The sequence below is a fragment of the Pseudohalioglobus sediminis genome (assembly GCF_008370495.1).
In the GTDB taxonomy this organism is placed as follows: Bacteria; Pseudomonadota; Gammaproteobacteria; order Pseudomonadales; family Halieaceae; genus Halioglobus.
In genome coordinates this window covers 224,758-238,736 of the sequence record NZ_VTUX01000006.1, presented here as the reverse complement: position 1 = coordinate 238,736, position 13,979 = coordinate 224,758, and the positions used below count along the sequence as shown (strand labels likewise).

The 13,979-nt window shown below is 59.2% G+C and carries 14 protein-coding genes; 6 read left to right on the top strand and 8 right to left on the bottom strand.

Annotated features, from left to right (window positions below; translation table 11 throughout):
- Positions 1–234, top strand: a 234-nt coding sequence (locus F0M18_RS13790; RefSeq protein ID WP_449421224.1) for an EF-Tu C-terminal domain-related protein, incomplete at its 5' end; no start/stop codon positions are given.
- A 135-nt stretch (positions 235–369) separates the two neighbouring features.
- Here F0M18_RS13790 and F0M18_RS13785 read toward each other — a convergent pair.
- Positions 370–849 carry a glutathione peroxidase gene (locus F0M18_RS13785; RefSeq protein WP_149612027.1) on the bottom strand — a complete coding sequence of 160 codons (480 nt, stop codon included), beginning with the start codon at positions 847–849 and terminating at the stop codon, positions 370–372.
- 155 nt (positions 850–1,004) lie between these two features.
- The gene (locus F0M18_RS13780) at positions 1,005–2,192 is read right to left on the bottom strand and encodes a fatty acid desaturase (protein WP_149612026.1); all 1,188 of its coding nucleotides are present in this window, start codon (positions 2,190–2,192) and stop codon (positions 1,005–1,007) included.
- 195 nt (positions 2,193–2,387) lie between these two features.
- Here F0M18_RS13780 and F0M18_RS13775 point away from each other — a divergent pair, with 195 nt between their 5' ends.
- Positions 2,388–3,743, top strand: coding sequence for an MATE family efflux transporter (locus F0M18_RS13775; RefSeq protein WP_262500953.1), 1,356 nt, complete (start codon positions 2,388–2,390; stop codon positions 3,741–3,743).
- Positions 3,744–3,771: 28 nt separating this feature from the next.
- Here the strand turns inward: F0M18_RS13775 and F0M18_RS13770 are convergent, their stop codons facing one another.
- The 4 genes from F0M18_RS13770 to F0M18_RS13755 all read right to left on the bottom strand — a co-directional run bounded on the left by F0M18_RS13770 (position 3,772) and on the right by F0M18_RS13755 (position 7,379).
- Positions 3,772–4,125, bottom strand: coding sequence for a YfeK family protein (locus tag F0M18_RS13770; RefSeq protein ID WP_188109720.1), 354 nt, complete (start codon positions 4,123–4,125; stop codon positions 3,772–3,774).
- A gap of 10 nt (positions 4,126–4,135) precedes the next feature.
- Complete coding sequence (locus F0M18_RS13765) at positions 4,136–4,981, bottom strand: endonuclease/exonuclease/phosphatase family protein (protein WP_149612024.1); 846 nt, start codon at positions 4,979–4,981, stop codon at positions 4,136–4,138.
- Between the two features lie 88 nt (positions 4,982–5,069).
- The gene (locus F0M18_RS13760) at positions 5,070–6,413 is read right to left on the bottom strand and encodes a glutamine synthetase family protein (RefSeq protein ID WP_149612023.1); all 1,344 of its coding nucleotides are present in this window, start codon (positions 6,411–6,413) and stop codon (positions 5,070–5,072) included.
- Positions 6,414–6,533: 120 nt separating this feature from the next.
- Entirely contained in the window at positions 6,534–7,379 is an 846-nt protein-coding gene (locus F0M18_RS13755; RefSeq protein WP_149612022.1) for a helix-turn-helix transcriptional regulator, read from the bottom strand.
- Between the two features lie 199 nt (positions 7,380–7,578).
- Between F0M18_RS13755 and F0M18_RS13750 the strand changes: the two genes are divergently transcribed.
- Positions 7,579–8,625, top strand: a complete 1,047-nt coding sequence (locus F0M18_RS13750) for an AraC family transcriptional regulator (RefSeq protein WP_149612021.1) — start codon at positions 7,579–7,581, stop codon at positions 8,623–8,625.
- A gap of 19 nt (positions 8,626–8,644) precedes the next feature.
- On the opposite strand, the gene F0M18_RS13745 is transcribed toward F0M18_RS13750, so the two are convergent.
- Positions 8,645–9,232: a lytic transglycosylase domain-containing protein gene (locus tag F0M18_RS13745; protein WP_149612020.1), complete on the bottom strand. Its 588-nt coding sequence runs from the start codon at positions 9,230–9,232 to the stop codon at positions 8,645–8,647.
- A gap of 4 nt (positions 9,233–9,236) precedes the next feature.
- The gene (locus F0M18_RS13740; RefSeq protein WP_149612019.1) at positions 9,237–10,949 is read right to left on the bottom strand and encodes a proline--tRNA ligase; all 1,713 of its coding nucleotides are present in this window, start codon (positions 10,947–10,949) and stop codon (positions 9,237–9,239) included.
- Between the two features lie 290 nt (positions 10,950–11,239).
- On the opposite strand from F0M18_RS13740, the gene F0M18_RS13735 reads away from it, so the two are divergent.
- From F0M18_RS13735 to aspS, 3 genes are all read left to right on the top strand, one after another.
- Entirely contained in the window at positions 11,240–11,677 is a 438-nt protein-coding gene (locus F0M18_RS13735) for an HU family DNA-binding protein (RefSeq protein ID WP_149612018.1), read from the top strand.
- A gap of 195 nt (positions 11,678–11,872) precedes the next feature.
- Positions 11,873–12,151 (top strand): FmdB family zinc ribbon protein, encoded by a 279-nt coding sequence (locus F0M18_RS13730; RefSeq protein ID WP_149612017.1) that lies wholly within the window; start codon positions 11,873–11,875, stop codon positions 12,149–12,151.
- Between the two features lie 44 nt (positions 12,152–12,195).
- Positions 12,196–13,977 (top strand): aspartate--tRNA ligase, encoded by a 1,782-nt coding sequence (gene aspS, locus F0M18_RS13725; RefSeq protein WP_149612016.1) that lies wholly within the window; start codon positions 12,196–12,198, stop codon positions 13,975–13,977.
- The last annotated feature ends 2 nt before the right edge of the window (positions 13,978–13,979 follow it).

Below are 13,979 nucleotides of genomic sequence, written 5' to 3'. Positions count from 1 at the left end.
GGTCGTCACACGCCGTTCTTCAAGGGCTACCGTCCGCAGTTTTACTTCCGTACGACTGACGTGACTGGCGCTGTTGAGCTGCCGGAAGGTGTTGAGATGGTCATGCCGGGCGACAACGTGCAGATGACAGCCACTTTGATTGCGCCGATTGCGATGGAAGAAGGCCTGCGCTTTGCGATCCGCGAAGGTGGTCGTACTGTTGGCGCGGGTGTTGTTGCCAAGATCATCGAGTGATCTCTGCCTGATTAATAAAAAGCCCGGCTATATGCCGGGCTTTTTTTTGCGTAGCTCATTGTCTTCAAGCATTGCCTGGTGCTGCGTTGCCGCGCACGGCGCTGGCGCCGCATCGTGCAGCAGGCATATGTTGCCTCAGGCCAACAAGGCCTTGACGTCTTTCTCGATATCTTCCGGTTTCGCAGTGGGCGCATAGCGCTTCACCACTTTGCCCGAACTATCCACCAGGAACTTGGTGAAGTTCCACTTGATCCTGCCGCCCAGGAACCCGGGGGCCTCATCCTTGAGATGCTTGTATAGTGGATCAGCGCCGGCACCGTTCACTTCGATCTTGCCAAACATGGGGAAGGAGACGCCGTAATTGAGCTGGCAGAATTCCTGGATCTCGTCGTTGGATCCCGGGTCCTGTTTGCCAAACTGGTTGCAGGGAAAGCCAAGAATCTCCAGGCCCTGGTCGCGATAGGTTTCGTAGAGTTTTTCCAGGCCGGCGAACTGGGGTGTAAAGCCGCACTTGGAAGCGGTATTGACTATCAGTAATACCTTGCCTTTGAACTCGTCAAGGGGCCGTTCCTGTCCAGCGGCCGTTTGGCAGGTGAAGTCGTATACGGTAGTCATTCTAATACCTCGTTTGTTATTGCAGAATCCCGACTGCCCGCAGTCGGCGGTGATGTCAGATAAGTTAGCACAGTATGCGTACGCAGGTGGCCGGGTACGAGATCACCGCATACAAAAAAGGGGCCGATCGGCCCCTTTGCGACGACACTGACCCGTCAGGCGCCAGTCATGTGAGCCTGCTGGAATCGCACTTGTTCCATGAGTAGCTCCAGGCGTTTGCGCTGCATGCGCAGGGAGTATTCCAGTTCCTTGAACTTGGTGCGCAGGGCCGCGCTTTCCCAGCGCTGCTGCAGATGCTGCCTTTTCTCGCTCAAGGCGCCCCCTATCTCGGCTTTCTTTGCCTCGTAGCGTTGCGATTGGAGCGCAGTCCATTCATTGACTGATTCGGTGAATTGCTGGTATTCGCGTTCAAGGGTTGCACGCAGTGAATCAGCACTGGGAGAGGCCTCCATCTGCCTGCGGGCGCGCTGGAACTGGGTGTCGAGGATCGCGCGCTGAATCTTGAAATCGGGCACGCGCACCAGTTTTCTGGCGAGGCCGACCCGTGAGCAGGCGTTGATCATCCATTTGGTGGGGTCCCACTGCCACCAGCGGATGCCGTTGCGGTAGTCCGTCTGGAAAATGTGATGGTAGTTGTGGTAACCCTCACCATAGGTCAGGAAGGCCAGGAAACCATTGTCGCGGGCGCTATTGCTTTCCGTGTAGGGGCGCGTACCCCAGAAGTGAGCGAGAGAGTTGATAAAGAAGGTGACGTGGTGGTTAACCACCAGTCGGAACAGGCCCACCAGTAAGAGGGTGCCGATCACGTCACCGAGGTAGAACCCCAGCAGCAGCGGCAGGCCCACGTTCATCAGCACGGTCAGGGCCACGTAGTGGTTGTGCTGGAACATGACGACCGGGTCCCGCTGCAGATCGCGCGCGTTACTGAAGTCCGGCTCGTTGGTCTTGTACTTACGCAGCATCCACCCCATGTGGCTGAACCAAAGTCCGCGGCCGGCTGAATAGGGATCGCGCTCATTGTCGTCCACGTAGCGGTGGTGGCGCCGGTGGTCGGATGACCAGATCAGAATACTGTTTTGCAATGCACCGGCACCCCAGAGGGCAAAGAACCACTTCAGGGCCGGATGGGCTTCATATGCCTTGTGTGACCACAGGCGGTGATAGCCCCCGGTAATGGATAAACCGTTCAGGTACAGGAAAGCCAGCGCCCAGAGCCATTGCGCCGTGGTAAAGCCGTGGTAGATACCCCAGGCGGGAACCAGTATCAGTGCGGCAATGGGGAAGCCGGCAAAAATAATCGTATTGATCGGATCAAGTGGTGGCTTGTTGGTGGGGTTGGTCATCTTGCAGCAGGGTTCCATCAGGGCAAAAAGGTTGTATATATTAGCTTTAATTTTGGCAAAAGTCCCCTGACAACCCGGGAGCCCTCGTTGCCCGCAAACACAGCAATGTCAAAGTGCAGTATCATGCGCCTGCCTTAAACCAGTCTGAACCATTCCCTCATGCCCGAGCAGGCCGTATTTACCCGAGGATCCACCATGCGGCATGTGCTGACCATGACCGCTGCGTCGGCCACGGGTCTGCTGACCATGTTTGGCGTGGATATGGTCGACATGTACTTTCTCACCTTGCTGGGGGAGCAGGAACTCGCCGCAGCGGTCGGGTATGCCGGTACACTGATATTTTTCCTGGTCGCGGTCAGTATTGGGCTGCAGATCGCTCTTGGCGCCCTGGTTGCGCGTTCGGAGGGTGCTCACAGGCGCGACCTTGCCAGTCGCTACTGCAGCAGTGGCTTACTGTTCAGCCTCGCCAGCTCCGTGGTGATCAGTTTCTTCGGCTGGTTATATCTCACCGAGTTGCTGCAGTTACTGGGGGCATCCGGCGTGACCCTCGACTACGCGGTGCGCTACGGAAGCATTCTGCTGCCCAACATGCCGGTGCTGGTCCTGGGTATGAGTATGGCAGCCGGCGTACGTGCTGTGGGCGATGCGCGCCGCTCGATGTGGGCGACGATCGCCGGTTCCCTGGTCAACGCGGTACTGGATCCGATTTTCATCTTCGCCATGGGCCTGGGCCTGGAGGGCGCCGCCCTGGCCTCGGTAGTGGCGCGAACGGTTGTGCTGTGCGTGGCATGGCATGCAATTCATGTGGTGCACCGGTTGCCCAGGCGCATTTCGCTGCAGGAGTTCCTCGCCGACCTGCGGCCGTTGCTGAAAATTGCCACGCCTGCGATCCTCACCAACCTCGCCACGCCACTGGGGGGCAGTTTTGTGCTGCGCACCATGTCCCAGTTCGGCGATAGCGCCGTAGCGGGCGCGGCGATAATGGGTCGCATAACCCCGGTGGCATTTTGCGCCATCTTTGCGCTCTCCAGTGCCGTGGGCCCGATCATTGGCCAGAACGCAGGTGCCGGCCGCTACGACCGCGTACGCTCCACCTTGCGCGATGCCATGGTTTTCAATGTCGCGTATGTGATGTTGGTCTGGCTGTTGCTGTGGTTACTGGGAGATGCCATTGTCGCCGCTTTTTCCGCTTCAGCAATGGCGGCAGAGTTGATTCGCTTCTATTGCAACTTCCTGGTCGGGGCTTTCGTGTTCAGTGGCGCGCTATTTGTCGCCAACGCCAGTTTCAACAACCTTCACCACCCGCACTGGGCCACCGGGTTTAACTTCGGTCGCGCCCTGCTCGGGACCATACCCGCGGTATATTTCGGTGCGCAGTGGTACGGTGCAAAAGGGGTGATGGCTGGAGAAGCACTGGGTGCAGTCGCCTTCGGCCTGCTGGCGGTGCTGGCCGCCTTTCACCTGGTCAATCGCCTGGAGAAGGCGCATCTGGCATTGCCGCCAACGCCGCGCCCAGAAGGCCTGTTGACGGAGCGACAACCACCGTTGTAACGCAGGTTATTGCGGCAGCAGGGGTCTATCAACCACCCGCTGTACTGCGGTAGTTATCCAGCGCCTCGTGTAGCCATTCGCCAGAGGGGCGGGTATTGCCGTCGCAGGTCACGGTGTACTTCCTGCCTGTCCAGGAGCTCTCGGTAGCCAGGCGGTCGATGAACTGCTCAGACGAACCAACGTACTTTTTACCGCGGCTGTACTTCAGGCGCATGTGGTCTGCGGCATCGGCGGAATCATGATCTGAGCCATTTCGATGAAACGTGCAGCCGCTGGTTTCCACGAAATCGAGTAAATACTGGATCTCGGTATCTGTCTGCTCGTTGGCCAAAGCGGTATTGGCGATAAACAGGGTAAGCAGGATAGTGGCAAGTCGTAGCATGTATGGGTCCTCAAAGTGCAAGGTCGAGACGTGCGCGTAAGGCATTGTGGTCGGAACTGGTAACCGGTATCACTTCAGTATGCTCTGCCACCAGGCCGCGCACATAGATATGATCCAGGGGGCGCCCGAAGAACCGGGTGCGCAGATCGGGTTCAAAGCGCAGCGGCACCAGTCCAAGCACTGACAGGGTGCTGTCTACCAGTTGCTGGCGCGCTGCACTCCAGGTGTTGAAGTCGCCAGCGAGAATGGCGGGGCCGTCATGGTTCGCCAGCAAGGTCGCCAACGGGCCCAGCTGCGCTTGCAAGTCGCTGATTCCGATTGTGAAATTGATTGCGTGCAGGTTGACGGCCAATAGTCGCTCCTGGCGGCCAGCCAGTGCGTGCTCGGTCACAGTGGCCGCCTTGGGCGTGCCCAGCCAGGGTTCGACGCGGGTGAAATTGCACTGCATGGTGGGTGCCGAACTGCTCAGTGTCATTACCCCCGTGCGTTGCTTGCCGGAGTAATAGCCCTCGGCAAAGGACTGGTACAGCGGCCCCCTGGGCTGTAACTCGCCCAGCTGTGCCTGCAGCGCAGCTTCCTGGATAAACGTCAGGTGCCGATCGTGAGCCAGTTTCAGCAAATCATCTGCCCAGCCGGTATTGCTGGTCTTTTGAATGTTCCAGCTGAGGATATCCAGCGGTAACGACAACAACTGGCCCTCTGCCACCGGCAGCTGGCCGAGGTGATCAGCGCAGGTATTTGCCACTTCGGCCAGCTCCGTGGGGCTGGCCCTGCCGTTGGCGACCAGCAGTGTACTCAACAGTACTGGCAACAGCGCCAGGCGCTTGAATCGTATTTTGGCGGTTTTACCGTTCATGGCTGCAGTGTGTCACTGAAGCGGTTTCGGGTATATGGCAGCGGGCGACAAATGCGCGCTGAAATTGGCGCCGGGGGTTATGTTCCCGCTACAGTTTTTCGAGAAATGACTGGTATTCCAGCAGGGTGATGCGGCGGCGGAATTCGTCGATTTCCTGTTCCTTGCTCAATGTAAAGATGCGTTGCATCTCACTGCCCAGCGCGTTGCGGATGAAGTCCGAGTCCTTGAACAGCTCCACGGCGTCGGGCATGTATACCGGAAGTGTGGCCTCCTCCTGGGCGTAGCCATCGCCGGTTATCGGTTCGCCCGGAGACAGGTTCTCATTGATGCCCTCCAGCATGCCGGAGAGAATGACCGCAAACAGCAAATACGGGTTGGCGTCAGCACCCGCGACGCGATGCTCGAGCCGCCGGGCCACCGGGTTGCTGGCGGGAACGCGCACTGCCACGGTGCGGTTTTCATAACCCCAACTGGGGAAGGTCGGCGCGTGGCAGCCCTTCTGAAAGCGGCGATAGGCGTTGTACGTGGGCGCAAACACCGCCACCGACTCAGCCATGTAGGTGAGGCAGCCGCCAATGGCCTGTTGCAACTGGGCGGTACCCTTCTCGGTGCCATCATCAAAGATATTCAGGCCCTGTTCATCCAGCACGCTGCAGTGTACGTGCATGCCGTTGCCTGCTTCCTGCTCAAACGGCTTGGCCATGAAGCTCGCGATCAGCCCGTGCTTGGCTGCGACGCCCTTGATCAGGCGCTTCATCATCATGATCTGTCGCGCCGCGAGCAGGGGGTCGTCCACATGCTGCATATTGATTTCATATTGCGAAGGGGCTGATTCTTTCACCACCCCGTCGAAGGGCAGGTCCTGGATCTCGCAGGCCAGCCTCAGGTCTTCCATCATCTCCTGGTGGCTGTTGAGTACGTCCAGCCCGTACATGTTGCCCCCGACGGGGCCGCTGCCCGCAGGCGCCGGACAGGTATGGGTGGGTACATCCTTCTCCCAGGTAACCAGACTGAATTCAAGCTCTGCAGCGACCACGGGACGCCATCCCATCGCGCGAAAGCGCTCTGTCACCTGCTCCAGCACATGCCTTGGATCCCCGGGATAGGGGGCGCCATCGGCATCGTACATCGAAAGCATGATCTGGCCATGTTGGGCCTGGGGTGACCAGGGTGTGGGCAGCAGGGAACCGGCGACCGGCAGGCATACACCGTCGGCGTCACCGGTGGCAAATACCAGCTCCTCCACGTCGCGGCCCCATATGTCGAGGCTGAGGGCGGTTTTGGGCAGTTTCAGCTCGCCGTCGAAGATTTTGGCCAGCTTGTGTCGGGGAACCCACTTGCCGCGCATGATGCCATTGCAGTCAGGCAGCAGTGCCTCGATCGTGGTGATCTCCGGGTGCGCGCGCAGGAACCAGTCGGCCTCTAACGACATGCGACGTATTCCATGATGATAGTAAGCGCCAATATCGCCCCGGCTGGTGTGTTTGGCAATGCCCCCGATGGGGCACTATTTGGGGAGTAACTTCCTGATACTGATGGGAAAAACGGCTTCTTAACGCGGTGCCATGTAGATTTTCAGCGGATCCTGGCCGCCGGCTTCGCCAAGGCATGACATCGAGTTGAGAAACAGTGAAAACAGGTCTGTCTGGGAGCTGACATCGAGCTTGCGGTAAATGCTCTTGCGGTGCCTGCGCACGGTTTCCACGGCAATGTCGAGCCGACTGGCAGACGTGTCCGTGCCGTAGCCACGCAGCATCAATTCGAGGACGTCTTTCTCTCGGGGAGATAGCAGCGATTCCCCGAAAGTGCGAAACGCCAGATCGATCTGGTGGTCTATGCCGGGTTGGATGAGGTTGGTGACGGCGAAGTCATCATGCTCGCTATGGGACTTGATCAGTTCAGAGACCGGGTCTGCGAGAATGTACAGGGTTTCGTACTCCTCGTCGGTAAACGGACCCTGCTGGGGCAGGCGCATCATGCTCAGGTTGATCACGTTGCCGCCGTGCAGCTTGGCCACGTAGGCCGCCTCGTCGACAGTGCCGGTATCCGAGTAGTAGTCCCGGTAGTATTCTGTTTGTTCCAGCTTCCCCAGGGTGACCCGGGAAAGGCGGTACAGGCGTGACTTGGGGTTCTGCACCGAGGTCTGGTAGAAAGGGTCTTCGCGATAGGGGCCGTCAAGGTATTCGTCGACCTGGGCCGCCAGCGCGGAGCGCGGTATCTGGTGATAAAGCACGCGCGGGGGCAGGTCGCGGTGGTAGAGCCACACCTGGGGGTAATTTATCGGTACCTGTCCGTTGATGGCATCAATCAAGGCCGGGAAAAACGTCTCTTGTCCGAGCGCGGCGATGGCCCGGGACACGTCCCTGTTCCATTGACTGAGTTGGTTGATGCTGTTCATGCGTCCTTATTGTTGTTCGGCCCGCTCCCCACGACCATATTGGGCAGGGCTCGGGGCGATGTCAAACATTGAACGCCCCGGTCGTGCGCCGAAAGTCATGCCTGGTCGGTATTGAACCATAGCAGGGTTGTTCGCAGGAGTGTCTTCAAGCCCGGTCGGCGCAGGCGGTATACTCGGGCCCTGGCTCAGGAGGGGTCTTTTGCCGAGAACCACAGTCAATACTCAGGTCTACAACGATGCGGTGCCGATGGAGTTTACGCGGGCACTGCTGGTGCAGGCGCGCGCCCACGACAAGGATGTTGCCGCCATATTGCGCGCCGCTCGATTCCCTTTCGATCCGCTGCGCCAGAGTCCACAGACGGTTTTTGTTTCCAGGGAGCAATACAGCCGTCTCTGCGTGGAACTGGTGCGGGCGCTCGGCGACGAATCGGGCGGGGTGATGCCGGATGTGCGAACGCCGGTTGGCACCACCAGGCTGATCCTGCTCAGCATGCTGGGCAGCCCTGATCTGGGTTCTGCCATCCGCCGGGCCATTGAATTCAATGCCAGCTGTCGTGTGCGCCGTGATGCCAGCGTGACCAACCGGCTGGTGGTCGATACGGGTGGCAAGGAAGCGACACTGTCCTATCTGCACAGCGATGACGCACCCGAACTACAGCACAATGTGCTCTGTAATCTGGCGATGTGGATGCGGTTCTGTGGCTGGCTCATCGGTCAGCAGATTGACCTCAGCAGTGCCGATTGCGCCGGCCCGGAACCTGAATTCACCGCCGGGTTGCGGCACTTCTTCCACTGCCCCGTAACTTACCGGCAGCCGGTAAACCTGGTGCGCTTCAGTGCGCGCCACCTCGAGGCACCGCTGCTGCGCGATGAAGCGCAGCTGCACGAGTTTCTCAAGCTGGCGCCCTATCACATCATTATCGAGCCGCAGACGAGTACCGTGAGTGTCACCCATCGCATCAGGGAAATCCTGGGCGATGACTTTCGTGAAGAACTGCCCAGTTTTGAGGCGCTCACAGGCCTGCTCAACATGTCTGCGCGAACCCTGCGCCGGCGACTCGAAAAGGAGGGCACCTCCTACCAGCGCATTAAGGACAATGCGCGCCGGGACACCGCCATTACCCTGCTAAGTCGGCGCGGATTGACTGTTAGCGAAGTGGCTGAGCGCGTCGGTTTCTCCGACCCTTCGGCATTTCACCGGTCATTCAAGAAGTGGACCGGGTTGTCCCCGGGTTCCTATCGCTGATACTCCGCTGGTTGGGGCACTATTCCGACCAGTCCAGCGGGTCGGTGCGCCAGTGGCGGCTCCACGCGCGATACACCTTGTTGGAGTAGACCCGACTACCAACACTTCCGTTATAACGGGCCAGTGCCTTATGCAGTCTTCCGTTTTCTTTCTGCAGGTAGAACTGCAGGATGCGGCAGCCATAGGCAAAGTTGGTCTTGTTGAGGGTCAGGTTGTCGTCGGGGCGGCCTATTTCATCCTTCCAGAATGGCATCACCTGCATCATGCCCTGCGCGCCCGCGCGGGACACGGCGAAACGGTCGAAGTGGCTCTCGACTTCGATCACGGCCAGCACCAGTTCCGGCGGCAGTTCTGCCTGGACTGCGGCCGCGTGAATGTCCTGCAGTAGTTCGAGTCGGTATATCGGGTCGGCGACGAAGCGGGTGAGGCGGCCGGACATGTCTACCAGCCAGACCTCGGCATCGTAGCGATCCTCGAAGCTGTCCGCGTCGGAAATGGTGTCCTCCAGAAAGCTGCGCAGGGCCTCTCTCTCCTGCGCGTCCTGAGGCTGGGCCAGCGCTGGCACGGCCAGCGTCAGCGCGACCAGCAGGGCGAGCGTACTGCGCAACCGCCTAGCCTCCGAGCTGCTCCAGCAGGAAGTCGATGATCCTGTCGCGTGGGACAAGTTGGGAGTCACTGTCCCTGCGCCCCTTGTACTCGATATTGCCCTCGGCAAGCGCGCGATCGCCGATAACGATGCGGTGAGGAATACCGATCAGTTCCATGTCCGCGAACTTGACCCCCGGGCGCTCGTTTCTATCATCGAGCAGTGTGTCCACGCCAGCATTGCGCAACTTTTGGTAGAGCTCTTCGGCACAGGAGGCGACGGCCTCCGATTTCTGCATATTCAGCGGCACTATGGCCAGCTGGAAGGGTGCCATGGCCTCAGGCCAGGTGATGCCGCGGTCATCGTGGTTCTGCTCAATGGCAGCGGCCACCACACGGCTCACGCCGATACCGTAGCAGCCCATGGCCATGGTGACGCTTTTGCCGCGTTCATCCAGCACCTGTGCCTTCATGGCATCGCTGTACTTGGTGCCGAGCTGGAAGATATGGCCGACCTCGATACCGCGCTTGATCTGCAATGTGCCCTTGCCGTCAGGGCTTGGGTCACCAGCGACCACCTCGCGCAGGTCTTCGACCCGGGGCAGGGGGCAGTCCCTGTCCCAGTTGACACCGGTGTAGTGAAAACCCTCCTTGTTCGCGCCGCAGACGAAATCCGCCAATACCGCGGCACTGCGATCAACGATCACATCGATAGGCAGTTGGACGGGGCCCAGTGAGCCGAAGCCGGCGCCGCAGGCTGCGCGCACAGCATCTTCTTCCGCCATCTGCAGCGGTGAGGCAATACCGGGCAGTTTTTCCACTTTGATCTCATTGAGCTGGTGATCTCCCCTCAGTACCAGGGCGACCAGCTGGCCTTCTTCCTCACCATGGACAACCAGCGTTTTGACGCTGTGGGATGGGTCGATGGAGAGTTTAGCCGCCAGCTCATCGATGGTCTTGACGCCGGGTGTGGGTATCTCTGCCAGTTCCGCCGCAGCCGGTGGCCGCGCGGAGCCCGGAGCCAGGGCTTCTGCCATCTCGACATTGGCGGCGTAGTCGCTGCCATCAGAGAAGGCGATATCGTCCTCGCCGGAATCTGCCAGCACATGGAATTCATGGGAGGCGCTGCCGCCGATGCTCCCGGTGTCGGCGATTACCGGGCGAAAGTCCAGGCCGAGCCGGGTGAAAATGTTGGTGTAGGTCTGGTGCATGACGGCATAGGTCTGCTCAAGCGACGGCTGGTCCACGTGAAAGGAATAGGCGTCTTTCATCAGGAACTCGCGTGAGCGCATGATTCCGAAGCGGGGGCGTATCTCGTCCCGTACCTTGGTCTGGATCTGGTAAAAGTTGACGGGCAGCTGTTTGTAGCTCTTGATCTCGTCGCGCACCAGGTCGGTAATGACTTCCTCGTGTGTAGGGCCCAGGCAGAAGTCCCGTTGGTGGCGATCCTGTATACGCAGGAGTTCGGGGCCGTATTGTTCCCAGCGCCCGGATTCCTGCCACAGCTCCGCCGGCTGCACCACCGGCATGGACACTTCCTGGGCTCCGGAGGCATCCATCTCCTCGCGCACCACAGTCTCTACTTTGCGCAGGACGCGCAGGCCAAGCGGCAACCAGGTGTAGAGGCCAGCAGCGAGCTTGCGGATCAGCCCCGCACGCAGCATCAGCTGATGACTTATGACCTCCGCATCTGCGGGGGTCTCTTTTTGGGTGGCGATGAGAAAATTGCTGGTGCGCATGGCGAAAGGTAGTTCCGGTTGGGGGAATCAGGGCGCCTATTCTATGCGTCAAGTCTGCCGGGGTAAACGGCGTTGGTAGCGGCTCGTTTCTGCCCTGAATCAACGAAATGCGCTGTGACGCTTAAAAAACAGGGTTTTTTTGCCGTCGATGTCGAAAAACGCTTGTATTATAGCGTTTCATTCGTTATACCTTGCCCTGTGACTTGTTGCGAGGCCGATGAAGTAGGGGATGCAGCGCTGCAGGGCATACACTTGATTCATGTTCACTATTAGGGAAGGTCGAAAATAAAATGGCGACTAAGAAAGCAGCAGCGAAAAAGAAGGCTCCGGCCAAAAAGAAGGTAGCGGCTAAAAAGGCTCCAGCCAAGAAAAAGGTAGCAGCCAAGAAAGCAGCTCCGGCGAAAAAGACCCCTGCCATCAGGGACAAAATGACCAAGAGCCAGATCGTTGCCAGCCTCGCTGAGAGCACTGATCTGAGCAAGAAGCAGGTCAATGCCGTTCTGGAAGAGCTGAATACCCTGATCGAGCGCAGCATAAAGAAGCGTTCGGTTGGCGAATTCACTATCCCGGGCGTGATGAAGATTACGACTGTGAAGAAGCCCGCGCGCAAGGCGCGTAAAGGCATCAACCCCTTTACAGGCGAAGAAACTGTATTCAAGGCGAAGCCGGCCAGCACTGCCGTCAAAATTCGTCCTCTGAAGAAACTGAAGGAATACGCCGCTTCCTAAGCGTCTATTCCTGACCGGCCGCTGCGGTGTGAATCTGCGGCGGCTGGCAGTCTTCTTTTCTCTATAGCGCCTCACGGTGCGGGGTTTCTGTCCCTCTCCGGTTTTGCCCGTCTGGCAGCTTGGCCTCCTCACCCGCTTGGGTTAAAATCCGCGCCTCTTTTTTATGCCTGTGTCTGATCCTGGGTGGTGATTTCCATGCCAATTTACGAATACGAGTGTCAGAAATGCGGCGGCCATTTGGAAGCGCTGCAAAAAATCAGTGACGAACCCCTTACCGATTGCCCGGAATGTGGTGCGTCAGCATTGAAGAAAAAGGTGTCTGCGGCGGCCTTTCGCCTGAAGGGCGGTGGCTGGTATGAGACCGATTTCAAGACCGGCAACAAGAAGAACCTGCACGGCGGATCGGATAAGTCTGCCGACAAGGCACCGGCTGCCGACGGCAAGAGCAAGAAAGACGACAAGAAATCGGCCTGAGCCTCCTGTCTGGCTCGGGCGTTCATTTTATACGGAATCGAATTATGCGCAGTCATTATTGTGGCGCCCTGGGCACCGCCAACATCGACGAAACGGTCACCATTTGCGGTTGGGTGGATCGTCGCCGCGACCATGGGGGCGTCATCTTCCTCGATATGCGCGACCGGGGTGGTGTGGTACAGGTGGTATTCGATCCCGATACGGAAGAGCACTTCGAGCGCGCCGACAAGGTGCGCAGTGAATATGTGCTCAAGGTGACAGGACGCGTGCGCGCCCGCGGGGAGGGCACGGTTAACCCGAATATGGCGACCGGCGAGATTGAGATACTCGGCAAGGAGCTGGAAATCCTCAATACGGCGGCAACCCCCCCATTCCAGCTGGATGAGCATACCGCCGTGGGCGAGGATGTGCGCCTGCGCTACCGCTACATGGACCTGCGCCGGCAGGAGATGCAGGAGCGATTGATCACGCGCTCGAAAATCACCTCGATAGTGCGCAACTTTCTCGACGGCGAGGGCTTCCTGGATATCGAGACACCGATCCTCACCAGGGCCACTCCCGAGGGTGCCCGCGACTACCTGGTACCCAGTCGCACGCATCCCGGCCAGTTTTTCGCACTGCCGCAGTCGCCCCAGTTGTTCAAGCAGTTGCTGATGGTGTCCGGCTTTGATCGCTATTACCAGGTCGCAAAGTGTTTCCGTGACGAGGATTTGCGCGCAGACCGCCAGCCGGAATTCACCCAGATCGATATCGAGACATCGTTCCTCGGCGAGGACGACATCATGGATATCACCGAGCGCATGGTGCGCGAGGTGTTCAGCACCATTCTCGACGTGGAGCTGCCCGCATTTCCGCACATGACTTACGCTGAGGCCATGGAGCGCTTTGGGTCAGACAAGCCTGACCTGCGCATCGATATGGAGCTGGTGAGCATCGACGACCTGATGCAGCAGGTCGACTTCAAGGTGTTCCGGGGGCCGGCTGACGACCCGGCTGGCAGGGTTGCTGCGCTCAAGGTGCCCGGCGGCGCCAGCATCAGCCGCAAGGAGATTGACGACTACACCAAGTATGTCTCCATCTTTGGCGCCAGGGGTCTGGCCTGGATCAAGGTTAACGACCTGGCCGCGGGCGTCGCCGGCCTGCAGTCGCCTATCCTCAAGTTCATGCCCGATGAAGTGGTCAACGAGATGATGCAGCGCCTGGGTGCTGCCGATGGCGACATCATTTTCTTCGGCGCAGACAAGTCGAAGGTGGTTAACGAAGCACTGGGTGCCCTGCGGGTCAAGGTGGCAGAAGACCTGGGCATGATAAGTGAGGGCTGGGCGCCGCTCTGGGTGGTGGACTTCCCCATGTTTGAAGACGATGGCAATGGCGCCTGGACGCCCTTGCATCACCCCTTTACCGCGCCGGCCTGCCCGGTGGAAGAGCTGCAATCCAACCCGGGTGGAGCGCTGTCGCGCGCCTACGACATGGTGCTCAACGGCTGCGAACTGGGAGGGGGCAGTGTGCGTATTCACCAGCGTGACATGCAGGAAGCGGTATTCCGTATCCTTGAGATCAGCGAGGAAGAGGCGGATGAGAAGTTTGGTTTCCTGTTGCAGGCCCTGCAGTACGGTGCGCCCCCCCACGGCGGCCTGGCTTTCGGGCTCGATCGCATGGTGATGCTGATGACGGGATCCACGTCAATTCGTGACGTGATCGCCTTCCCCAAGACCCAGACCGCCCACTGCGTCATGACCGACGCGCCGGGTGATGTGAGTTCCGAACAGATGCGTGATCTGCATATCCGCCTGCGCCAGCCCAAGGAAGCGCCCGCGGAATCCTGAGG